The sequence below is a fragment of the Ornithinimicrobium sp. genome, from assembly GCF_035267225.1.
Lineage (GTDB): Bacteria > Actinomycetota > Actinomycetes > Actinomycetales > Dermatophilaceae > Ornithinicoccus.
Genome location: NZ_DATFMA010000012.1, coordinates 1 through 21550 on the forward strand (window position 1 = coordinate 1; position 21550 = coordinate 21550).

At 71.6% G+C, this 21550-nt stretch carries 21 protein-coding genes and 1 pseudogene; 2 read left to right on the forward strand and 20 right to left on the reverse strand.

What is annotated here, in order from left to right; all coding sequences use genetic code 11:
* The 3 genes from VJ976_RS00710 to VJ976_RS00720 form a co-directional block, all read right to left on the reverse strand.
* Nucleotides 1-227: RNA-binding protein (locus VJ976_RS00710; protein ID WP_324097926.1), on the reverse strand; the 227-nt coding region annotated here is incomplete at its 3' end.
* A 2-nt stretch (nt 228-229) separates the two neighbouring features.
* Nucleotides 230-748 (reverse strand): 30S ribosomal protein S16, encoded by a 519-nt coding sequence (gene rpsP / locus VJ976_RS00715; RefSeq protein WP_324097928.1) that lies wholly within the window; start codon nt 746-748, stop codon nt 230-232.
* Nucleotides 749-931: 183 nt separating this feature from the next.
* A complete protein-coding gene (locus tag VJ976_RS00720) occupies nt 932-2020 on the reverse strand; it encodes an amidohydrolase family protein (protein WP_324097929.1) in 1089 nt (362 codons plus the stop codon).
* 80 nt (nt 2021-2100) lie between these two features.
* Here VJ976_RS00720 and VJ976_RS00725 point away from each other — a divergent pair, with 80 nt between their 5' ends.
* Nucleotides 2101-3612 (forward strand): NAD(P)/FAD-dependent oxidoreductase, encoded by a 1512-nt coding sequence (locus VJ976_RS00725; protein WP_324097931.1) that lies wholly within the window; start codon nt 2101-2103, stop codon nt 3610-3612.
* A gap of 1 nt (nt 3613) precedes the next feature.
* Here VJ976_RS00725 and ffh read toward each other — a convergent pair whose 3' ends face one another.
* The 16 genes from ffh to VJ976_RS00805 all read right to left on the reverse strand — a co-directional run bounded on the left by ffh (nt 3614) and on the right by VJ976_RS00805 (nt 20779).
* Entirely contained in the window at nt 3614-5236 is a 1623-nt protein-coding gene (gene ffh, locus VJ976_RS00730) for a signal recognition particle protein (RefSeq protein ID WP_324097933.1), read from the reverse strand.
* A gap of 21 nt (nt 5237-5257) precedes the next feature.
* Nucleotides 5258-6433, reverse strand: a complete 1176-nt coding sequence (gene ftsY, locus VJ976_RS00735) for a signal recognition particle-docking protein FtsY (RefSeq protein ID WP_324097935.1) — start codon at nt 6431-6433, stop codon at nt 5258-5260.
* A 166-nt stretch (nt 6434-6599) separates the two neighbouring features.
* On the reverse strand, nt 6600-6890 hold the full coding sequence (locus VJ976_RS00740) for a hypothetical protein (protein WP_324097937.1): 291 nt from the start codon (nt 6888-6890) through the stop codon (nt 6600-6602).
* Between the two features lie 84 nt (nt 6891-6974).
* On the reverse strand, nt 6975-7691 hold the full coding sequence (locus VJ976_RS00745; protein WP_324097939.1) for a DsbA family protein: 717 nt from the start codon (nt 7689-7691) through the stop codon (nt 6975-6977).
* A 57-nt stretch (nt 7692-7748) separates the two neighbouring features.
* On the reverse strand, nt 7749-11372 hold the full coding sequence (smc, locus tag VJ976_RS00750; RefSeq protein ID WP_324097941.1) for a chromosome segregation protein SMC: 3624 nt from the start codon (nt 11370-11372) through the stop codon (nt 7749-7751).
* 112 nt (nt 11373-11484) lie between these two features.
* Nucleotides 11485-11790 (reverse strand): acylphosphatase, encoded by a 306-nt coding sequence (locus VJ976_RS00755; protein ID WP_324097943.1) that lies wholly within the window; start codon nt 11788-11790, stop codon nt 11485-11487.
* A 50-nt stretch (nt 11791-11840) separates the two neighbouring features.
* The gene (mutM, locus tag VJ976_RS00760; RefSeq protein WP_324097945.1) at nt 11841-12764 is read right to left on the reverse strand and encodes a bifunctional DNA-formamidopyrimidine glycosylase/DNA-(apurinic or apyrimidinic site) lyase; all 924 of its coding nucleotides are present in this window, start codon (nt 12762-12764) and stop codon (nt 11841-11843) included.
* The gene (gene rnc, locus VJ976_RS00765; protein ID WP_324097947.1) at nt 12764-13678 is read right to left on the reverse strand and encodes a ribonuclease III; all 915 of its coding nucleotides are present in this window, start codon (nt 13676-13678) and stop codon (nt 12764-12766) included. Before rnc ends, mutM begins: the two co-directional genes overlap by 1 nt.
* 14 nt (nt 13679-13692) lie before the next feature.
* Nucleotides 13693-13887, reverse strand: coding sequence for a 50S ribosomal protein L32 (gene rpmF, locus VJ976_RS00770; RefSeq protein WP_324097949.1), 195 nt, complete (start codon nt 13885-13887; stop codon nt 13693-13695).
* Nucleotide 13888: 1 nt separating this feature from the next.
* Nucleotides 13889-14467: a YceD family protein gene (locus VJ976_RS00775; RefSeq protein ID WP_324097965.1), complete on the reverse strand. Its 579-nt coding sequence runs from the start codon at nt 14465-14467 to the stop codon at nt 13889-13891.
* 193 nt (nt 14468-14660) lie between these two features.
* The gene (gene coaD, locus VJ976_RS00780; protein WP_324097951.1) at nt 14661-15167 is read right to left on the reverse strand and encodes a pantetheine-phosphate adenylyltransferase; all 507 of its coding nucleotides are present in this window, start codon (nt 15165-15167) and stop codon (nt 14661-14663) included.
* 53 nt (nt 15168-15220) lie between these two features.
* Nucleotides 15221-15757, reverse strand: a complete 537-nt coding sequence (locus tag VJ976_RS00785; protein WP_324097953.1) for a hemerythrin domain-containing protein — start codon at nt 15755-15757, stop codon at nt 15221-15223.
* Nucleotides 15758-15808: 51 nt separating this feature from the next.
* Entirely contained in the window at nt 15809-16378 is a 570-nt protein-coding gene (gene rsmD / locus VJ976_RS00790) for a 16S rRNA (guanine(966)-N(2))-methyltransferase RsmD (RefSeq protein ID WP_324097955.1), read from the reverse strand.
* Entirely contained in the window at nt 16375-18618 is a 2244-nt protein-coding gene (locus VJ976_RS00795; RefSeq protein ID WP_324097957.1) for an ATP-dependent DNA helicase RecG, read from the reverse strand. The genes rsmD and VJ976_RS00795 overlap by 4 nt, the downstream gene beginning before the upstream one ends.
* Nucleotides 18619-20310 carry a DAK2 domain-containing protein gene (locus VJ976_RS00800; protein WP_324097959.1) on the reverse strand — a complete coding sequence of 564 codons (1692 nt, stop codon included), beginning with the start codon at nt 20308-20310 and terminating at the stop codon, nt 18619-18621.
* Nucleotides 20311-20365: 55 nt separating this feature from the next.
* A complete protein-coding gene (locus VJ976_RS00805) occupies nt 20366-20779 on the reverse strand; it encodes a secondary thiamine-phosphate synthase enzyme YjbQ (RefSeq protein ID WP_324097961.1) in 414 nt (137 codons plus the stop codon).
* 149 nt (nt 20780-20928) lie between these two features.
* On the opposite strand from VJ976_RS00805, the gene rpmB reads away from it, so the two are divergent.
* On the forward strand, nt 20929-21123 hold the full coding sequence (gene rpmB / locus VJ976_RS00810) for a 50S ribosomal protein L28 (protein WP_324097963.1): 195 nt from the start codon (nt 20929-20931) through the stop codon (nt 21121-21123).
* An 11-nt stretch (nt 21124-21134) separates the two neighbouring features.
* On the opposite strand, the pseudogene VJ976_RS00815 reads toward rpmB, so the two are convergent.
* A pseudogene (locus tag VJ976_RS00815) lies at nt 21135-21550 on the reverse strand (thiamine-phosphate kinase); the annotation flags it as partial.

Below are 21550 nucleotides of genomic sequence, written 5' to 3' on the forward strand. Positions count from 1 at the left end.
GTGTCCACGATGTCGACGCGGACCTTGTTGCCCTGTCCGAGCGCGGTCATCACCGTACGCAACGCGCTCGCCGTGCGGCCGCGACGCCCGATCACCCGGCCGAGGTCGTCGGGGTGTACCCGGACCTCCAAGACATCGCCGTGGCGCCCGCCCTTGTGGCGGACGACGACCTCTCCGTCGTGGTCCACGATTCCCTTGACGAGATGCTCCAGCGCCTCTTCCAGCATGCTCAGACCTGTGAGGCGGTCGCCTCGTCGTCCGACGAGGCCTCGCTGGAGCCGCTGTCGACTACGGCGGACGGGTCACTGGAGACGTTATCCGCCTCGGCGGGCGTCGGACCGTCCTGCTTCGGCGGCACGGACTTCTTGGACGAACGGGCGGTGGCCGGGCTCGAGGACTCGGAGCCGTCGGCGGCAGCGAGGGCTGCCTCGTACAGGGCCTTCTTGTCCCGCGGCTCGGCCACCGAGCGCAGGCTCCCAGCAGGGTCACCCTCCCCGGTGAACTTGGCCCAGTCGCCGGTGACCTTCAGCAGCGCCTGGACCTGCTCGGTGGGCTGAGCCCCGACCGACAGCCAGTGCTGCGCCCGGTCAGAGTCGATGTCGATCAGCGACGGCTCCGCCGTCGGGTGGTACTTGCCGATCTCCTCGATGGCCCGGCCGTCGCGCTTGGCGCGAGAGTCCATCACGACGACACGGTAGAAGGGCGCACGGATCTTGCCCATGCGCTTCAAACGAATCTTGACAGCCACGTGTGGGGTGTCTCCTCATTCTGGTCTGGATGAGTGCGCCCTCCGCGTGGGGAACACCCGCGGCGACGGTCACTACGAACGGACGCACCGCACCGCGGTGAGAGGGCCGCGGGGATGAGTACCGCCCCAGTGTGCCAGACATCGCGCGCGCCACGCGAAACCAGGGCGCCGGACCCGGGCGGGTCAGGGCCGCAGGACGCCGGCCAGCACGACGCGGTGCGGGTCGGCCAGGGTGCGCACGTCCTCGCGCGGGTCGTCGATGTAGACCACGACATCGGCGGGCGCACCCTCGCTGATCGCGGGACGACCGAGCCAGGCACGCGCGGCCCAGGTGGCCGCGCCGATCGCCTCGATAGTGCTGAAGCCCGCCTGGGTCAGCGCCTCGATCTCGCGAGCCGCCAGCCCGTGGGGCAGGTAGCCACCGGCGTCGGTGCCGACGTACACCGGGATGCCGGCCTCGCGGGCCCGAGCGACCACATCGAAACGGCGCGCGTGCAGAGCCCGCATGTGGGCCGCGTACGCCGGGTACTTGGCCTCGCCGGCGTCGGCGAAGGACGGGAAGTTCGCCGTGTTGACCAGAGTGGGCACGATGGCGATCTGCTGCGCCGCGAACTGCTCGATGGTGTCGTCCGTCAACCCGGTGGCGTGCTCGATGCAGTCGGTGCCCGCCGCCGCGAAGTCGCGCAGCGACTGCTCACCGAAGCAGTGAGCGGTCACCCGGGCACCCTCCTCGTGGGCGGCCCGCACCGCCTCGGTCAGGGTCTCCACCGGCCAGCACGGCGCCAGATCACCCAGGTCGCGCTCGATCCAGTCGCCGACGAGCTTGACCCAGCCGTCGCCGTGACGGGCTTCCTGACGCACGTAGGCCACCAGGTCGGGCGGCTCGGTCTCGTGTGCGTAGTTGCGCAGGTAGCGCTTCGTGCGGGCGATGTGACGCCCCGCTCGGATGAGCTCGGGCAGGTCCGCACGCTGCTGCAGCCACCGGGTGTCGGCCGGTGAGCCGGCATCACGGATCAGCAGCACGCCAGCCTCGCGCTGGGTCAGGGCGTGCTGGGCGGCTCGCCCGGGGCTGACCGCACCCTGCGACTCCAGCCCCACGTGGGCGTGGGCGTCGACCAGCCCGGGGAGCACCCATCCGTCGATACGTTCGACCATGCCCTCGTCGTGGTCGGTCGGCCGGGCGAAGGTGATCCGCCCGTCGATGACCCAGCACTCGTCGACCCTCTCCTCGGGCCCGACGAGCACGGGGCCGCTGAGGTGCAGCACGGTCATCGCATCTCCTCGCCTCGGCCGGTCGTGGTGCCGACGAGGCTACCGGCGTGTGGCTGCCTGACCCCGCTACAGTCCTTGGGATGCGGTACGACGCGGTGGTCATCGGGGCCGGACACAACGGTCTGACGTGTGCGGCGTACCTGGCTCGAGCAGGCAGGTCGGTCCTGGTGCTGGAGCGAGCCGAGGTAGTCGGGGGGGCCACGCGCTCGGCTGCCGTCTTCCCGGGCTACGCAGCACGCCTGTCCGCCTACTCCTACCTCGTCTCGCTGCTGCCGGCGCAGATCCGTGACGAGCTGGGGCTCGACCTCACGCTGCACCGGCGGCGCTACTCCTCCTACACGCCGCACGGTGCGCACGGCATCCTCATCGACGACGGCGACCCGGCCCGGACCGCGGCCGACCTAGGCACGGACGCCGGCGCCTGGAAGGACTTCTCCGATCTCACCGGCCACGTCGCGCGGCAGGTTTTCCCCACGATGCTAGAGCCGCTGCGCTCGGCCGGCGAGATGGCGGGACGCGTCGGCGACCAGGCATGGTCGGAGATGTTCGAGCGTCCTCTGTCCGAGACGCTGGAACGGCGCTTCGCGCGCGACGTGGTCCGGGGCATCGCGGCCACCGACGCCCTGATCGGCACCTTCACCGACCTGCGCGACTCTGCGAGGTTGGCCAACCGGTGTCTGCTGTACCACGTCATCGGTGGCGGCACCGGGCACTGGGACGTCCCGGTCGGCGGCATGGGCCAGGTCAGCGACGCGCTGCTGGAGGCCGCCACGGCGGCGGGGGCGCAGGTGCACTGCGCGAGCGAGGTCGTGTCGCTGGAGACGGACGGCGACCTGGCCCGGGTCCGCACGGCGGACGGCTGCGTGGTGGAGAGCGACGCCGTCTTCGTCGCCGCGGCACCCGCAGTGTTGGACCGGTTGCGCAGGCGTCCCGGCACCGAACCGTCACCGGAGGGGGCCCAGCTCAAGATCAACCTGCTGCTGTCGCGTCTGCCGTCGCTGAAAGACCCCCGCACCACGGCCGAGCAGGCGTTCTCGGGCACCTTCCACATCAACGAGGGGTACGCCGCGCTGCAGCGCGCCTATGCGCAGGCGGATGCGGGGCAGATCCCCGCGGTGCCGCCCTGCGAGGTGTACTGCCACTCCTTGTCCGACCCCTCGATCCTGGGCGAGGAGCTGCAGGCCCAGGGCGCCCACACCATGACGCTGTTCGGCCTGCACATGCCGGCGCGGCTGTTCGCGGCCGACCCCGACGGGGCGAGGGCTCGCGCCACCGAGGCCACGTTGGCCTCCGTGGACAGCGTCCTCGACGAGCCGCTGACCGACTGCCTGCTCGCTGCCGAGACCCTGGAGGTGCGCACGCCGCTGGACGTCGAGGCGTCGCTGGGCATGCCTCGCGGGCACATCTTCCACCGCGACCTGCAGTGGCCGTTCGCGGAGTCGGCGGGCGAGGTCGGGGCCTGGGGAGTGGAGACTGCGGACGCGAACGTCTACCTGTGCGGCGCCGGCGCCCGCCGCGGTGGGGGCGTGAGCGGCATCCCGGGCCGCAACGCCGCGGCCGCGCACCTGGGCGAGGACGCGCTGGTGACCTGAGCTACTTCTGCCGGCTGCCTGGGGACAGGTACTTCTCGAACCCCTGGGGCAGCTCCAGCTGGGACAGGTCCTGCTCCTCGGCACCAGCCGCGCCGCCGAAGGCACTACCCATCGCGTTCTCCCGCGCCGCGTGCTGCCGCTGCGCCGCCGCCTTCTCCTCGGCGGCGCGCTTGGCCGGGTTGCCGCTCTTGGACTTCTTGCGTGGTGCCTGCTTCCCCTTGCCCTTGCCCGGCCCGACGCCACCGCCGGGCATCCCCGGCATCCCCGGCATCCCCCCGGTCTTGCGCATCTGCCGCATCATCTTCTGAGCCTGCCCGAAGCGCTCCAAGAGCTGGTTCACCTCGGAGACGCTCACTCCCGACCCACGCGCGATGCGGGCGCGACGTGAGCCGTTGATGATCTTGGGGTGGTCCCGTTCCGCCGGGGTCATCGAGCGCACCATCGCCTCGACCCGGTCGAACTCGCGCTCGTCGAGAGAGTCCAGCTGCTGCCGCATCTGGGCCATCCCAGGCATCATTCCGAGCATCTGCTTCAGCGAGCCCATCCGTTTGATCGCGGCCATCTGCTCGAGGAAGTCACCGAACGTGAAGTCCTCCTCGGCCATGAACTTCCGGCTGATCTCCCGGGTCTGGGCGGCGTCGAACGCCTTCTCGGCCTGTTCGATGAGGGTCAGCACATCACCCATGTCCAGAATGCGGCTGGCCATCCGGTCCGGGTGGAAGAGCTCGAACTCGGTGGTGCCCTCACCGGTGGAGGCGAACATGATCGGCTTGCCGGTCACCGTGGCCACCGACAGGGCGGCACCGCCCCGGGCGTCCCCGTCGAGCTTGGTCAGCACCGTGCCGGTGATGCCCACCCCCTCGGCGAAGGCCTTTGCCGTGTCCACCGCCGCTTGGCCGATCATGGCGTCAATGACGAAGAGGACCTCGTCGGCCTGCGTCTCCAGCCGGATGTCGGAAGCCTGACGCATGAGGTCGACGTCCACGGCCAGCCGGCCGGCGGTGTCGATGATGACGATGTCGTGACCCCTGGCCTTGGCCTCGGCCACACCGTCGATGGCGACGTCGACCGGGTCCCCGAACGACCGCGTACCCTCCCCGGACTCCAGCGCCGCGTCGTGCCCGAAGACGTTGCCCCGCTCGGGCGCGAAGACCTTCAGCCCCGCTCGCTCTCCCACGATCTGGAGCTGGTTGACCGCGTTCGGGCGCTGCAGGTCGGCCGCGACCAGCAGCGGCGTATGCCCTTGCTCGGCCAGCCAGTGCCCGAGCTTGCCGGCCAGAGTGGTCTTACCCGAACCCTGGAGGCCGGCGAGCATGATCACCGTCGGCGGGTTCTTGGCCAGGTTGAGGCGTCGCGTGTCGCCCCCGAGGATGCCGACGAGCTCCTCGTTGACGATCTTGACGACCTGCTGGGCCGGGTTGAGCGCACGGGAGACCTCCGTCCCCAGCGCGCGCTCGCGGATGGCCCCGGTGAACTGCTTGACCACCGGAAGGGCGACGTCCGCGTCGAGCAGGGCCAGACGGATGTCTCGCACCGTCGCGTTGACGTCGGACTCCGACAGCGACCCCTTCCGCTTGAGGTTGCGGAAGGTCAGGGTCAGACGGTCCGAGAGACTGGTGAACACCGCTCCAGGCTAACCGCTGGCTCAGCCGACGATGGCGTCGACGAATGCCACGGGGTCGAACGGCGCCAGGTCGTCCGGGCCCTCGCCCAGCCCGACCAGCTTGACCGGCACACCGAGCTTGCGCTGCACGTTGACCACGATGCCCCCCTTCGCCGTGCCGTCCAGCTTGGTGAGCACGACACCGGTGATGTCGACTGCGTCGGCGAACACCTCGGCCTGGCGCAGCCCGTTCTGCCCTGTCGTCGCGTCCAGCACCAGCAGCACCTCGTCGATCGGGCTCTGCTTCTCGACCACCCGCTTCACCTTGCTGAGCTCGTCCATCAGGCCGACCTTGTTGTGCAGGCGCCCCGCCGTGTCGATGAGCACCACGTCGGCCTCGTACTCCGCGGCGGAGCGGACCGCGTCGAAGGCCACCGACGCGGGGTCGGCACCTTCGCGGTCCGACCGCACCGTGGGCACACCCACCCGCTCCCCCCACGTCTGCAGCTGGTCGGCTGCCGCCGCGCGGAAGGTGTCCGCGGCCCCCAGCACCACGTCCTTGTCCTCGGCGACCAGCACCCGGGCGAGCTTGCCCACCGTCGTGGTCTTGCCGGTGCCGTTCACGCCGACAACCAGGGTCACGGCAGGGCGGTCGCCGATCCGTGAGGCGCTGATACGGCGGTCCATCGTGGGGTCGACCAGACGCACCAGGTCCGCGTGGAGCCAGCCGCGCACGGTCTCGGCGTCCCGCTCCCCCTCCACCGCCACCCGCGTACGCAACGCGGCCACGAGCTCCTCGGTGGCCTCGACGCCGAGGTCGGCCTGCAAGAGGGTGTCCTCGACGTCCTCCCACGCGGCCTCGTCCAGCCTGCCCCGGGACAGCAGCGCCAGCAGGGCGTTGCCGATCGCCGAGTTCGAGCGCGCCAGCCTCTGCCGCAGACGGGCCAGGCGGCCGCGAGCCGAGTCGGGCCGCTCGATCGAAGGTCGTTCGGGCGCCTCGGGCTCGACCTCGGTCGCGACCCCTCCGCCGACGTTGTCGACGTCCAGGACCTCCTCCGTGCGGCCCTGCGACGTGGCCTCCTCCGGCGAGCGCGATGGAGCCGAGGGTGGCGCGGTATGAGTCGGGGTGCGCCGGCCGCGGGTGAGAAAGACCAGGACGGTCAGGCCCACGAGGGCCACCACGGTGGCTACGGTGAGGTATATCCAGAGATCGTTCATGGCGTTGCCATTCTCACAGAACCAGCACGCCTGCAGCACCGCCTAGAGAACAACCCGGCGGACGGGCGAAGGGGGCCAGTCGCCTCCCGAGGCAGTCACGGCTCCTCACGACACCCAGGACGTCTTCCGCGCGCAGCAGGCCGTCGGGCAGGCCTCCGGCCGGCTGTCAGACCGCCCGGTGTCCCTCACCCTCGCCGTGGTGAGCCACACCGCCACCGTCTCCCGGCGACGTCAGGCGCCGAGCCCGCACTCGCTCGGCTCCGGCACCCACCCGGTGACGGAGCTCGTCCGAGCGCTGACGCAGCTCGTCGCTGCGACGTCGCGCGTCGGCGATCAGACGTTCACCTTCCGGGGTCCAGAACTCGCGCTCTTCCCGCCGTGCCTCACGAGCGACATACCCTAGGACTACGCCCCCCGTGGCCACGCAGGTCAGCATCCCCAATACCAAGACGACCATGCTTCTAGGATGCCCCCTCGATGGGTCCTACGCGTCTGCGCGCCTCGGCGTGTTGGGTTCCGACACGCCGGGGCGTGAGCAAACTCACATCTCGCGGCGTGACCTGAGGGAGCTGAGCAGCTCGTTGTCGAGCGGGTCGCGCAGGGAGCGTTTGAGCTCGGCGAAGCCGTCGAAGGTCGCCAGCGCACCCACGGCGTCCCACAGCTTGACCGCGTCCTCGTCGTCGGGGGTGCCCGAGATCACCGGACCGAAGAAGGCGGGGCCGTCTGTCTCACCGAAAGCCAGGATGGGAGTTCCCACGTTGCCACCGGTCCGCTCCATCGCCTCGTCGGTGGAGGCCTGCAGCTCGGCGTCGTACTGGGAGTCCGAGGCAGCCTCCTGGAGCCCGGGCGGGAGCCCGACGGCTTCGAGGATCTCGGGCAGCTGACCCAGGACGTCCTCCTTGTGCTCGTCGGCGACCTGCCCGCGCTGCTCTCGGCTCAGCGGCGAGTCACCTTCGGGCGCGGTCTCCCACAGACGCCGGCCCATCTCCTCGTAGAGAGCGCCGACGATCTGCTCACCGTGCTGCGACTTCGCGGCCGCGGCCACGCGCAACATCTTGTGTCCCACGGCGTGGCCCTTCACCTCTTCCAGCCGGTCCATCTCCTCGTTGAGCATCGCTAAAGAGATGAACCGCCAGACCGGTTCGATCTCCACCTGGCTCTGGACCTGGCGGAACCACTTCGAGGTCTGCCAGCAGAACGGGCACGCCGGGTCGAAGAAGAACTCGACGTGTCGGGAGAGCGCATCAGGAGAGGTCATGACCGCCCAACCCCGCCGTCGGGTGTGGTGTTCCCGCTTCCGCGGCGCGGCCGGAGCTCACGCGGGCTGGGGCTCGTGCAGGCGCTGGGAGATGACGGTGGTGATGCCATCGCCCTGCATCGAGACCCCGTAGAGGGCGTCGGCCACCTCCATGGTGCGCTTCTGATGGGTGATCACGATGAGCTGGCTGGAGTCGCGTAGCTCTTCGAACAGAGAGATGAGCCGGCCCAAGTTGGTGTCGTCGAGCGCTGCCTCCACCTCGTCCATGATGTAGAAGGGGCTCGGTCGCGCCTTGAAGATGGCCACCAGCAGGGCCACGGCCGTCAGTGAGCGCTCCCCTCCGGACAGCAACGACAGTCGCTTGATCTTCTTGCCCGGCGGCCGTGCCTCGACCTCGATGCCCGAGGTGAGCAGATCGCCGGGGTCGGTGAGCACCAGACGCCCCTCGCCACCGGGGAACAGCCGGGCGAAGACGGTCTCGAACTGCGCCGCGGTGTCCTCGAAGGCCTCGGCGAACACCCGCTCGACGCGCTCGTCCACCTCTTTGACGATGCCGAGCAGGTCCGCGCTGGACCGACGCAGGTCCTCGATCTGAGCGGTGAGGTACGTATGCCGCTCTTCCAGGGCGGCGTACTCCTCCAACGCCAGGGGGTTCACCTTCCCCAGCGCCGCCAGCGCTCGCTCGGAGCGGCGTAGGCGCTTCTCCTGCTCGGCCCGCACGAACGGCACCGGCGTGGCCACGCCGGTGTCCGGCGTCGCGGCCTCCGTCGCGTCGGGCGCGCTGCCGGCCTGGTCGAGCACCGGCACCGGCTGGTCTGGCCCGAACTCCGTGAGGAGCACCTGCGGGTCGATCCCGTGCTCGTCGACGGCGCGGGTGTGCAGCGTCTCCAACCGCAGCCCCTGCTCGGCCCGAGCCACTTCGTCGGCGTGCAGTGAAGCCGTCAGCTCCTGAAGCTCCTCGGCCAGGGAACGAGCCCGCGTTCGGGCCGCACGCAGACGGTCCTCACGCGCGGCGTGGGCGGCAGCCAAGTCCGCGCGCGCCGCGTCCGCACGCTCCACGACCTCCTCCATCGAGGCGGACAGGTATGCCGCCGCCATCACCACCGCCTGGGCGGTCTGTGCCTGACGTCGTCGCGTGAGGGCCCGTGCGGCCGCCTGGTCCCGAGCCGCGCGCTCGTCGCGCGCCGCCGCTTCCAGGGCACCCACCCGCTCGACGAGTGCGGCCAGTCGCTCCTCGCCGGTCCGCACCTGCAGCCGAGCCTCGGTCTCGGCACCACGGGCGTGCGCCGCCGCGTCGGCCAAGGCCGCCCGATCGTCCTGCTCTGCCGGGCCACGTGGCTCCTCCCCCGGCGCCTGACCGGCGGCCCGCGCATCGGCCAGCCGCTGTTCGAGGTCGGCGAGGTTCGCGCGGGCCCGGGCCCCGGAGCGTTCCGACTCCTGCACCGCCAGCCGGACGCGTTCGCGCTCGGCGTGTGCGCTGCGCATGACGGACCCCAGCTGTCCGAGCTGCTCGGCGACGCCGGCCATCCGGGCGTCGGAACGGTGCAGCGCCTGCATCGCCTCCTCACTGGCGACCTGAGCCTCACCCAGGCTCTCTTCGAGCCGACCGATCTGGAAGCCATGGCGCTCGAGGTCCGCTCTGGCCTGTCGCGCCTCTTCCCGGGCGTCGTCGACGGCGGAGTCCAGCTCGATGGTGCTGGGCCCATCCGCACTGCCTCCCCGCATCCACCCCCGCCCGTAGAGATCTCCGGCGCGCGTGACGGCAACGAGCTCACCACCCGCCGGGCTCTGCACCAGGCGCAACGCCTCGTCGCTGCCCCCGACCAGGACCACCTGGCGCAGGTGGTCATGCACCGCAGCGGTCAGCTCGGGGGTGTCGGCCCGAACGACACTCGCAGCCGGCCGGGCCCCCTCCGGCAGCTCCGGGCCGGACCGCGGCGAGGAGGCGGTCTCAGCGGGGACGACGACCCCGGCCCGACCGTGCTCCTGCTCACGAAGCCATGCCAGCCCCCGGGCCCCGGCCGTCATCGACCCGACGACGAGCGCGTCGCCTACCCAGCCCAAGGCGGCCGCCACCTGGCCTTCGTAGCCGGGCTGCACCACCAGCCGCTCCGAGAGCCAGCCGGCTTCGTCCGCCTCCGGCGCCTGCTCCACCCAGGCCGCCGCCCCATCGCGGCGCTGGCGGCTCATCCGCAAGGCCTCGCACCGGGTCTCCGCCGAGAGCAGGCGCGCTTCGGCGGCACGCTTGCTCTCCTGCGCCGCGGCCATCTCCCCGGCCGCCGCGACCCGCGCCTGCTCGGCGAGCTCGTACGCCTGGTCCAGGCCTTGCTCGTCGCGCTCGACGTCCAGGATGGTCACCTCCAGAGCCGCGAACTCCTGCTCGGCCTCGCGGGCCCGCTGCACCACCGCCTCCTCGGTCTCTCGCAGACGCCCGAGCTCGGCCTCCTCGGCGTCGGCCCGGCTGCGCTGGGCCGCGACCTGCCCCGCCAGCCGGGCCAGGCCCTCACGGCGGTCGGCGGCTGCCTGCAGCAGGCTGGTGACCCGCGCCTCCTCCTGCTCGTAAGCTTCCTCGGCAGCGGTCCGGGCGTGCCGCAGACGCTGCAGCGTTGCTCTGGCCTGCTCGAGATCCGTCTGCGCACCCACCTGGGCCGCGCGCACACGCGCGGCAGCGGCGGTCATCTCCTCCGGGTCCCGATCAGCGCGAGGCCCGTCTGCGCTCTCCTCCTCGACCGCCGCGTGAATCAGGCGCACCCGTTCCGCGGCCAGCTCCCGGGTGGACTGCAGCCGTTGGCGTAGCGCAGTCGCGGCGTAGTAGGCGTCCTGGGCCCGGGTGAGGGCGGGAGCACTGGTGGCGTCCGCGTGCTCGGCTCGCTCGACCTCGGCGGTGACCTGCTCCAGCTGGGCGGAGCAGGCGTTGCGCCGCTCCCCCATGGCGGCCTCGGCGGCCGCCGCTCGCTCGAGCACCTCGGTCAGCGTCGCCACCTCGTCGGCCAGGAGGCGCAGGCGCGCGTCGCGCACCGTCGCTTGGATCCCCGCCGCGCGGCGTGCCGTCTCTGCCTGCCGTCCGAGTGGGCCCAGCTGGCGGCGGATCTCGGTGGTCAGGTCGCTCAGCCGGGTGAGGTTGGCCTCCATGGTCTCCAGCTTGCGCAGGGCACGCTCTTTGCGCTTACGGTGCTTGAGCACTCCCGCGGCTTCCTCGACGAAGCCGCGACGCTCCTCCGGCGTGGCGCGCAGCACCTGGTCGAGCTGACCTTGGCCCACGATCACGTGCATCTCGCGGCCGATACCGGAGTCGGACAGGAGCTCTTGGATGTCCAGCAACCGGCACGCGGTGCCGTTGATGGCGTAGTCCGAGCCGCCGTTGCGGAACATCGTGCGGGTGATGGTGACCTCGGTGTAGTCGATCGGTAGGGCACCGTCGGTGTTGTCGATGGTCATCGAGACCTCAGCCCGGCCCAACGGCTGCCGACCGCTCGTGCCGGCGAAGACGACATCCTCCATCTTGCCGCCGCGCAAGGACTTGGCGCCCTGCTCGCCCATCACCCAGGCGAGCGCGTCGACCACGTTGGACTTCCCCGAGCCGTTGGGCCCCACGATGCAGGTCACCCCCGGCTCCAGGCGCAGAGTCGTCGCCGACGCGAAGGACTTGAAGCCGCGCAGCGTCAGGGACTTGACGTACACAGCAGGGCCGCTCCCCTCGTGTCGGGACGGCGGTCCTCACCGCCGCGTGGGCGTCACCCTACCCACGGCGGGGGCCGAAATCGCGCTCATCCGGCCGCGCTGCGCAGGCGTCTCAGCGCTCGACGAAGCCCGACGTGTGCTGCTGCGGCTCATGCCACTGCACCTGCACCGCCTCGACGTGGCCGGGGCGACCGCGCGGTGGCCGCTCGGGGTCGAGCTGGTCGCACAGGGCTCTCACGGCGTCGGGGGGCCCCTGGGCGTTGATCTCCACCCGCCCGTCGCGCAGGTTGCGGGCGTGACCCACCAGGCCGAGCTCCAAGGCTCGTGACCGGGCCCACCAACGGAAGCCGACGTTCTGCACCCTGCCGCGCACGAAGACCAGAGCCCGCGACACCTCATCGCCGCCCCGCTCAGCCATGGCTCCACTGTAGTGACGCGCGCCACCGGGCGGCACTGTGCTCGGCGGGCTCATCGCGCGACGCGGCGCGCACGAGGAGCCGGTTGGCATCGCGGGCAGAAGTGGGAGGAGCGGTTCATGAACTGCTCGCGCACGATCGTGCTCCGGCACCTGGCACACGGCTTGCCGGCCTGTCCGTAGGCGCGCAGCGAGCGGTCGAAGTAGCCGCTGGCCCCGTTGACGTTGACGTAGAGGGCGTCGAAGCTCGTGCCACCGACGTCGAGGGCCTCGGACATGACCGCTCGCGTGTGGCCCAGCAGGCGGTCCACCGCGGGCGCGGTGAGCCGCGAGCACTCGCGACGACCGTGCACCCCCGCCCGCCACAGCGCCTCGTCCGCGTAGATGTTCCCCACCCCGCTGACCACGCCCTGATCCAGAAGGGCGCGCTTGATCACCGTGCGGCGGGACCTGATCCTGCGGACCACGGCCGCCCGGTCGAACACCCCCTCCATCGGGTCAGGGGCGATATGTCCCACCGAGGAGGGAACGCCGTACGGGTGTGGCGGCTCGTGCGCCGTGCGGTGCGCCGCCAGATGCGGATCCGGCACCAGGGCCCGCAGGGACAGCCCACCGAAGGTGCGCTGGTCGACGAAGCGCAGGGACGGCCCGTCGTCGGTGAAGTGGAAGATGCCGTGTGTATGCCGTGCCGCGGGCGCATCCCGGGGGCTGACCAGCAGCTGGCCACTCATGCCGAGGTGCACCACAAGCGCCTCGGCCGGACGACTCGGCGGCTCGAGCACGAGCCACAGGTACTTGCCGCGTCGGTCCGCGAGCCACACCGTCGCGCCCGCCACCCGCTGCGCCAGGTCGGTCGGACCGGCCTCGTGGCGGCGTGCCACCCGGTCCCCGCTGAGCTGCGCGCGGTCGATGGTCCGGCCGACGACATGAGTGGCCAGGCCCCGCCGAACCACCTCGACCTCGGGCAGCTCCGGCATCAGGCGGTGCGGTCGGGCTCCGGGGCCGGTGCCTCCCGGGCATGGCCGGGCTGGTCGGCTTGCTCCGTCTGCTCGGTCCTCCGCTGCTCCCCGTCCAGCGCCTGCGCCAGCTCGTCGGCCCTACGCTGGTCGGCGCTGAGCGCCTCGGTCGCCTCGGTCTGCAGCATCGCGGCGGCGCGGGCCGTCAACAGGTTCCATGCCTGCTCGGCAGCGCGCTGCTCGGCCGCCTTCTTGGACGTGCCCTCGCCGGTGCCGACGACCTCCTCGCCGACCACCGCGCGCGCGGTGAACGTCTTGTCGTGGTCGGGGCCCTCGTTCTCCACCACGTACTCGGGACCGTCCAGCTCTGCGGTCGAGACGAGCTCCTGCAGGCTGGTCTTCCAGTCCAGACCCGCACCCCACTGGGCACTGCGGCGCATCAGGTCATCCAGGAGGTGATGCACCAGCTCGGAGGCGGCGTGCATGCCGCAGGTGAGGTACACACATCCGATCAGGGCCTCGGTGGTGTCGGCGAGAATGCTGGCCTTGTCCCGACCGCCGGTGGCCTCCTCCCCCCGGCCCAGAAGCACATAGGACCCCAGATCGCGGGACCGGGCGACGTCCGCCAGGGCCCGTGTGTTGACGACGGCGGCCCGCAGCTTGGCCAGCTGACCCTCGGGCAGGTCGGGGTGCTCGTGGTAGAGCGCGTCCGTCACCACCAGGCCCAGGACGGCGTCTCCGAGGAACTCGAGGCGCTCGTTGTGCGGGGCGTTGTCGTGCTCGTAGGCGTACGAGCGATGGGTCATCGCGCGGCGCAGGAGATCCTCGTCGCAGCCGCCCTCGAAGATCCCGTGCAGGTACGACGCCAGCTCGCTCAGGGGTCGCGGCCGCTCGCTGCCGTCGTCCTCGCGCTCAGCGCTCTTCGAACTCGACACGGCGCCGGCGGGGCTCAGCCCTGGTGCTCGGTGCGCTCGGCGGCGTCGTAGTGACGGCCCTCGTAGGTGCCACAGGAGGGGCAGGCTCGATGGGGCTGCATGTGGGCCTGGCACTGGGGGCACGTGGTGAGGGTCACCGCGCTGGCCTTCCAGTTCGAGCGGCGGTGCCGGGTGTTGGAGCGCGACATCTTGCGCTTGGGAACGGCCATGTCAGGTCCTTCTCTGTGTGGGGTTGCCGCCCGCGAGGTCGGCCAGGGCGGCCCATCGCGGGTCGACGACGTCATGGGCGTGCTCAGGATCCTCGGCCAGCCGGGCACCGCACTGCGCGCACAAACCCGGGCAGTCCGGTCGGCACGTGGGCTGGAACGGCAGCGCGGTCACCACCACGTCACGCACCACGGTCTCGAGGTCGATGGTGTCGTCCCGCAGCTCGTACGGCTGCTCCTCGGAGGTGCCCTGCGCGTCGTGCTGGGCGTGGTGAGCGGCGCGGTCGGGGTAGGCGAACAGCTCTTGGGCCCGCACGTCGACACCCCGGGTGACCTCGTCCAGGCAGCGCACGCACACCCCCACGGCCGTCGCGGACACCTGCGCGGTCGCCAGGACCCCTTCCACCACGGACTCCAGGGTGAGTGCCACGTCGACCGGCGCGCCAGCGGGGATGGCGATGACGTCGGTGCCGAGCGGGTCGGGAGCCTGGACGCAGCGGTGCAGGGTGCGCATGGTGCCCGGGCGTCGCGCAAGCTCGCGGGTGCCGAACACCCAGAGCCCGTCGTCGTCGTGCTGTGCCATGAAGAACGCGCCTTGCTGGTCGAGGTTCACTACTGCGAGGTGAACGGTGTCATGTGGCCAGGCCGGGTCGTCGCCGCAGGGCGGCCCTCACGCCGTGGCCAGATCAGCCCCCAAGGCTACTGCAGGCGAAGCCACTCGCCAATTCTGGCTCGGCCGCGCGATACCCGTGTCCCCCCGGATCCCAGGCCCGGGTCTAGGACGGCCGGGCCGGGCCGGGCGAGGTGGACAGCGCATCCTGCACCACTTCCGGTACGAAGGCACTGACGTCGGCACCGTGCGCGGCCACCTCGCGGACCAACGAGCTCGACACGTGACCCCACCTCGGGCTCCCCGCCAAGAACACCGTCTCCACCCCGGAGAGGTGGGCGTTCATGTGGGCCATGGGGACCTCGTAGCTGTAGTCGGTGGGCCCCCGCACCCCCTTGACGACTGCGGTCGCACCGACCTCGCGACAGACATCGACGAGCAGCATCTCCTTGAAGGCCACCACCCGGACCCGGCCGGTCGTCGCCAGTCCCTCGGGTAGGGACCGCTGCAGCAGATCCACCCGATCACCGGCGTCGAACGCCCCGGACTTGGCCGGATTGTGCAGCACTGCGACCACGACCTCGTCGAAGAGCCTGCTCGCGCGGGCGATGACGTCCAGGTGCCCGAAGGTCACCGGGTCGAAGGACCCCGGGCAGACGCAACGGCGAGTCATGGGCCCAACCTACCGCCCGTACCGGCGGCGCTCCCGGCTCTTCCCTTTCCCGCTCAGTCCAGGACGCCCTCGCGGTGAGCACGGGCCACGATGGCCTCCACGTTCTCCAGCTTTCCCGAACCCGCGTCGAGATGAGCGCTGCGCGCCGCGATGAACATCAGGCCCAGGTCGTGCCGGACCGCATCGGAGACCTCCGTCCGAGCCGGGTTGAGGATCGTCTGCTCCTCCTCGTTCAGGTGATGCTGCAGCACCTCCGTCATCGCCTCCACGGCGTCGTCGAACTTCTGCGTGTCCGTCCCGGAGCACCGCAGCAGGTCGACCAGCGCCTGGTTGATCTCCGCGTGCTCGTGCTCACCGTGCTCGGCCTCGTCACTGTCGATCGCGCGCTTGCGCTGCAGCTGGGGGTAGACCTTCTCCTCCTCGGCCTCCCCGTGGGCGATCAGCACCTCGGCGAACGCCGCTCGGGCAGCGCCCCGGTCGGCCGTCGCGTCGCGCAGGTCGCGCAGCAGCGACTCGAACAAGCGGTGGTCGGCCAGGATGAGGTCGACCACGTCACCGGAGGTCGGGCGCGGAATCGTGTAGTCAGCCATGGTGGCCAGAATGCCACGCGCCGGGCGCCCCCGACGGGCGGGTCCCCTACTTCAGGTGCAGACCCGGTCGGCCGGCCAAGCACGGTGCAGACAGGTCTGGCCGTAGCGCTTGCTCTTCCCGGCCTTCCACCCCGGGGGCCACGCCGGGTCAGGACTGCGCGAGGACCGCTCGACGACGACCAACGCGCCCGGCGCGAGATGAGCCGGCAGCAGCGAGAGCACCATGCCGACCTCCCGTTCGCCGAGGTGGTACGGGGGGTCGGCAAGCACCAGGTCGAACCCCGGCGCGCGGGGCGGCCGTCGCAACCAGGTCTCGACGCGGGCGCAGGCCACGCTGACGGCGGGCAGTGCCAGGGTCCGTGCGTTGCGGGTGATGAGCCGAGCGGCACCGCGGTCCTGCTCCACACAGGTGACCGCGCTGGCGCCGCGCGAGGCCGTCTCCAGGCCCAGCGCCCCGGAGCCGGCGTACAGGTCGAGGACGACCGCTCCCGGTAGCTCGACCAGGCTCTCCAGGCTCGAGAACATCGCCTCGCGGACCCGGTCACTCGTCGGCCGGGTGGCCGACCCGGCGGGCGTGAGCAGGGCGCGCCCGCCGGCCCGTCCGGCGATGATCCGGGTCATCCGCGCTCCAGGTAGGCCGCGCGCTCGGCATCCAGACGGGCGAGGTCATCCCGCAGGGCCGGGTGTGCGGTCAGCTCCGCGTCGTCCCGGACGGCGGCCCAGGCGTCCTCGTGCGCCTGCACGATGAGATCCTCGTCCCGGGTGAGCTGCAGGAAGCGGAGACCACCGCGGCCACCGCTCTGCCTCGCGCCGAGCACGTCTCCCTCGCGCCGGGCCTCGAGGTCCGCCCGAGCGAGCTCGAAACCGTCGGCGGTCGCGGCGACCGACTCCAAGCGCTCCCTTCCCGGCCCGTCCGGCTGCTGCGTCAACAACAGGCACAGCCCGGGGTGTCCCCCACGCCCGACCCGCCCACGGAGCTGGTGCAGCTGCGAGATCCCGAACCGGTCGGCGTCCACGACCACCATGACCGTCGCCTCGGGCACGTCCACACCTACCTCGACGACCGTGGTCGCCACCAGCACGTCCGCCGCGCCCTCGGCGAAGGCCTGCATCGCCGCGTCCTTCTCCGGAGCCGCCATGCGTCCGTGCACCATGGCCAACCGCAGGGACGCGGTGGCGGGCAGTGCTTCCAGCGCGCGGTACACCTGCAGGACCCCGTGCAGGCCTGGATCCTCGTGACCGGCCCCGGGCTCCTCGATCGGCCCGCCCGGCCCGGGGTAGGTTCCACCAGCCTCCGTCGCGCCCAGCTCAGGGTCCTCCTCCGCACCGATCCGCGGACACACGACGTACACCCGGTGTCCTGCGGCCGCCTCCTCGGCCACCCGTTCCCAGGTGCGACGGACCCAGCCGGCACGGTCACCGGTCACCACGTGGGTGCTGATCGGCTGTCGCCCCCCGGGCAGCTCTCGCAACGTGGAGACCTCCATGTCACCGAAGACCGTCATCGCCACGGTGCGGGGAATGGGCGTCGCGGTCATCACCAGGACGTGCGGCGAGGCCGACCCTGCCTTGACGCGCAAGGCGTCCCGCTGCTCGACACCGAAGCGATGCTGTTCGTCCACGACCACCAGACCCAGCTCGGCGAACTGGACGTGCTGCTGGATGAGGGCGTGCGTGCCCACCACGATGCCGGCCTGGCCCCCGGCAGCCAACGCCAGCTGGGAACGGCGCGAGGCGGCGCCCTGGCTCCCGGTGAGCAGAGCGACGCGAGTGGCGTGCTCAGCCTGCGAGAGCATGCCCGCGTCGGCCAGTGGTCCCAGCATCGCGGTGATCGACCGGTGGTGCTGCGCCGCAAGAACCTCGGTCGGGGCCAGCAACGCGGCCTGTCCCCCGGAGTCGACGACGGTCAGCATGGCCAACAGCGCCAGCACGGTCTTCCCGGAGCCGACCTCCCCCTGGAGCAGGCGGTGCATCGGCACCGGCCGAGCCAGGTCGTCGCGTAGCGAGGCGAGGACCTCGTGCTGGCCCTGCGTCAGCGCGAAGGGCAACCGCTCGGTGAACGCCTCCACCAAAGCGCCGGACCGGCCGGGACGGGGCACCGCGGGCAGAGCTTGGCTCGAGTGGCGCCGGACGGCCAAGGACGCCTGGATGACGAACGCCTCCGCATACTTCATTCGCCAGCGCCCCCGGCGTGCGTCGGCCTGGCTGTCCGGCTGGTGCACCAGGCGGTAGGCGTCCAGTCGGCTGGGCAGGCCCCGACGTCGCCGTACGGTCTCGGGCACCGGGTCGGCGACCTCGTCCACGGCGTGCAGGGCCAGATCCACCGCGGCGTACAGCGAGATCGCGCTCATCCCCCTGATCCCGGGGTAGACCGGGATGAGACCGCGCGAGAACACGCGCACGGGGGAGCCGGATCCTTCTGCAGCCGCCCCCGAGGCCGACTCCCCGGCAGCAGGGAGCACCTGGTACTCGGGGTGGGTGAGCTGTCGCCTGCCGCCGTAGCTGCCGACGGTTCCGGAGCAGACCACGCGCGCGCCGGGCAGGAGAGCCCGCTCGTGGCCGAACGGCCGGAAGAAGGTCAGGTCCATCTGGTGCCCGGCGTCGTCGGCCACCGTCGCGACGAGCATCTGACCCTTGCGCTGGCGCATCGGCCGTGTGACCGCGCGCTGGACGGTGGCCACGACCACCACCTCGTCACCGTCGCTGACGGCGGCGAAGTCCGCCGGTCGAGCCGGGTCCAGGTAGGTCCGGGGCAGCAGGTCGAGCAGGTCGCCCACCGTCTCCATCCCGCGCTCGCGCGTCAGCGGGCCGGCCGAGGAACCGATCACCGTGCGCAAGGGCGTCTGAAGTCCGGCCGCCACCTACTCCAACCCCAGCAGCCACCGGTAGTTGCGCTGGCCCCCGTACAGGCGCGCAAGCTCCACCTCGGGCCGTTGCGCGGTCCAGCGCGAGAGCACCTCGTCGAAGGTGGTGCCGGGCGCCTCGCCCACGTCGTGACCGTCGAGCACGGTCAGCGCCTCGGGTTCGGCGTCCAGCGCGTCGCTCAGCGCGTCGAGCACCGCGGACGCCACCACGCCCAGGTCGTCGTGTACGGCGATGATGGCCGAGCTCACCACACCCAGCCACTGACCTTCGCGGCAGGGACCCGCCGCGGTGGACGCATCGCTCACCGCGACGGTCAGCGCCGCCGACCGCACTCCGTCGGCGGCCTCGACCATCCGCGCCACCTGGGCGTCGAGGCCCTTCGCGCTGGACGACGCGCCGTCGAGCTCTGGGCTGGCCGCGGCTTGGTGCTCGGGTTCCCACAGCGAGACGGCGGCCAGGCCCTGAACGGCCGAGAGAGTCGGCACGACGCGGATCTGCAGCCCCTCCGCGGCGCCCTGGGCCGCGGCCGCCTGGGCCGCCAGAATCGTGTCCGGGTCGTTGGGCAGGACCACCAGACGAGTGGCCCCGGTGTCGCGGCAGGCCTGCAGCAGCACACCGGTGGAGGCACGGTTGCCGGGGCTGGAGAGGACCACGCTCGCTCCGGCGTCGGCGAACAGCGTGGCCAGCCCCGGCCCCGAGGCGCAGCTGACCAGGCCGACCGCCGGGGCGCCCGGGCTCTCCGAGCCGGGGTCATCGGCACGGCCGGAGTCGGCGCGCAGCGAGGTGATCGACACCTGCTCGACCCCGCCGTAGCGGTCACCGGCGTCCAGAGCGGCCTCGGGGACGTCGAGGTGGACGTGCACCCGCCACAGGTCGTGGGCCCCGACCACCATCACCGAGGAGCCGATCACCAGGAGGTCTTCCCGCAAGGCCTGTGCCCCGGACTCACCACATCCGCGGAGGAGGTACATCACCTCGACGGCCCCGTCGTCGGCCACGGTGTGCGTGACCAGATGATGCTGTTCGGCCAGCTGCCGGCTCTGGTGGTCTCGTCGCGTGACCTCCACGGCGCGGCCGGACAGCACGGTCTCCAGGGCCTCCAGGACCAGCAGGAACCCAGCACCCCCCGCGTCGACCACTCCTGCCTCGGCCAGCCGCGGCAGCTGAGCGGGGGTCAGGGCCAGGGCTTCCCGAGCGGCCTGGAGGGCAGCCACGGCCACAGCGTGGGTCTGCTCGGCGACATCGGCGCCCGCCGGGAGGTCGTGAGTCACCGCTGCCGCTGCGGCAGCGCGCGCAACGCTGAGAATGGTGCCCTCGACAGGTCGGGACACCCCGGCCCAGGCGACGTCGGAGGCGCGCACCAAGGCGTCGACGAGAACCTCCGGGGCCATGTACTCGGCCTGAGGATCGTCGGAGGAGTCGACCGCCTGCGACATGCCCAGAGCCAGCTGACTCAGGATCACCCCCGAGTTGCCGCGCGCCGAGAGGAGCATGCCGCGTGCCAGCAGCGCCAAGCCGTCACGCAGGCAGAAGGCATCACCACTCTCGGTGCCGGGGTCGCGCAGCATGCCCAGAGCGCCGTCGACGGTGAGGAACATGTTGGTGCCCGTGTCGCCGTCCGGGACCGGGAACACGTTGAGCCGGTTGATGTGCTCACGTGAGTCGCTCAGCAGGGCACGAGAGGTCACGGCCCACCGTCGAGCGGCTGGCAGGTCCAGCACCGAGGGTGACACGACGCGCGGGCTAGCTCGCGTCAGCCAGCAGCGAGAGTCGGATGGTCCGGGTGTGGTTGTCCACGTTCAGGTCTACCAGGCAGATGCTCTGCCACGTGCCCAGGGCGAGCCGCCCCCGCAGGACGGGCACGGTCGCGTAGGGCGGCACCAGGGCCGGCATGACGTGCGAGCGTCCGTGGCCACGGGTGCCGTGCCGGTGCCGCCAGCGGTCGTCGGCCGGCAGCAGATCCTGCAACGCCGACAGCAGGTCGTCGTCGCTGCCCGCTCCTGTCTCCAGAATGGCCAGGCCGGCCGTCGCGTGCGGGACGAACACGTGCAGGAGGCCGTCGCCCTCGGTCTCGGCGGCGAACTGCTCGCACTCGCGGGTCAGGTCGTACACGACGTCGCGTGCTCCGGTACTCACGGTGAGAGTGCTACTCAGCATGCCCACATGGTGCCACCCTCACGCAGCTCGCGGGCACTCGTCGAGTTGGGTGCCGAAGCGCTCCTGACGTAGGCTAGAGCGGTTGCGCTGGGGTCGCGGTACCCGCACGCCCGCACCGAACCCGTATCACCAATCTGGAGGAGACCACCGTGGCTGCCACTTGCGACGTCTGCGGCAAGGGACCGAGCTTCGGTCACGCCATCTCGCACTCGCACCGTCGCACCAAGCGTCGCTGGAACCCGAACATCCAGCGGGTGCGTGCTCTCGTCGGCCCGGCAGGCAGCACGCCCACGCGGCTGAACGTCTGCACCTCCTGCCTTAAGGCCGGCAAGGTCAGCCGCTAGCAGCGGGCACCTCAGCCTCCGAAGTGGTCCCAGCCCCCGAGGGGGGCGAGGTCGTCGTCAAGCCAGAGCCGGGCCGCCGATCCCGACGGCTCCTCCGCCTCGCCGAGGACCGTCCATCCCGGTGGCACCGAACCCGGAGCGAAGCCACCCAGGAGCACGTGTTCCTCACCGCCGTGCCACACACACTCCTGGGCTGACTGCTGCCCCAGCACGAGGGCCAGCGGCTCCGTCCACGCCTCGAGCGACTCCGCACGCAGCCGCAGATCCACCCGGCTCGCGGAGGCCAACCGGCCCGCGTCGCGGGTGAGCCCGTCTGAGACGTCGATCAGCGACGTCGCACCGGCGCGCGCGGCCGCCGGCCCCTGGGACAGGTCAGGGTCGGGGCGGCAGTGGTAGCCGACCCACCGGGCGCAGGCTTCCGCGCCCT

Excerpts from the sequence above, each read along its gene's own strand:
- VJ976_RS00720 (WP_324097929.1), bottom strand. The coding sequence starts at position 2,020 with ATGACCGTGCTGCACCTCAGCGGCCCCGTGCTCGTCGGGCCCGAGGAG.
- VJ976_RS00725 (WP_324097931.1), top strand. The coding sequence starts at position 2,101 with ATGCGGTACGACGCGGTGGTCATCGGGGCCGGACACAACGGTCTGACG.
- ftsY (WP_324097935.1), bottom strand. The coding sequence starts at position 6,433 with ATGAACGATCTCTGGATATACCTCACCGTAGCCACCGTGGTGGCCCTC.
- VJ976_RS00740 (WP_324097937.1), bottom strand. The coding sequence starts at position 6,890 with ATGGTCGTCTTGGTATTGGGGATGCTGACCTGCGTGGCCACGGGGGGC.
- VJ976_RS00745 (WP_324097939.1), bottom strand. The coding sequence starts at position 7,691 with ATGACCTCTCCTGATGCGCTCTCCCGACACGTCGAGTTCTTCTTCGAC.
- VJ976_RS00755 (WP_324097943.1), bottom strand. The coding sequence starts at position 11,790 with ATGGCTGAGCGGGGCGGCGATGAGGTGTCGCGGGCTCTGGTCTTCGTG.
- mutM (WP_324097945.1), bottom strand. The coding sequence starts at position 12,764 with ATGCCGGAGCTGCCCGAGGTCGAGGTGGTTCGGCGGGGCCTGGCCACT.
- rpmF (WP_324097949.1), bottom strand. The coding sequence starts at position 13,887 with ATGGCCGTTCCCAAGCGCAAGATGTCGCGCTCCAACACCCGGCACCGC.
- VJ976_RS00775 (WP_324097965.1), bottom strand. The coding sequence starts at position 14,467 with ATGGCACAGCACGACGACGACGGGCTCTGGGTGTTCGGCACCCGCGAG.
- coaD (WP_324097951.1), bottom strand. The coding sequence starts at position 15,167 with ATGACTCGCCGTTGCGTCTGCCCGGGGTCCTTCGACCCGGTGACCTTC.
- VJ976_RS00785 (WP_324097953.1), bottom strand. The coding sequence starts at position 15,757 with ATGGCTGACTACACGATTCCGCGCCCGACCTCCGGTGACGTGGTCGAC.
- rsmD (WP_324097955.1), bottom strand. The coding sequence starts at position 16,378 with ATGACCCGGATCATCGCCGGACGGGCCGGCGGGCGCGCCCTGCTCACG.
- VJ976_RS00805 (WP_324097961.1), bottom strand. The coding sequence starts at position 20,779 with ATGCTGAGTAGCACTCTCACCGTGAGTACCGGAGCACGCGACGTCGTG.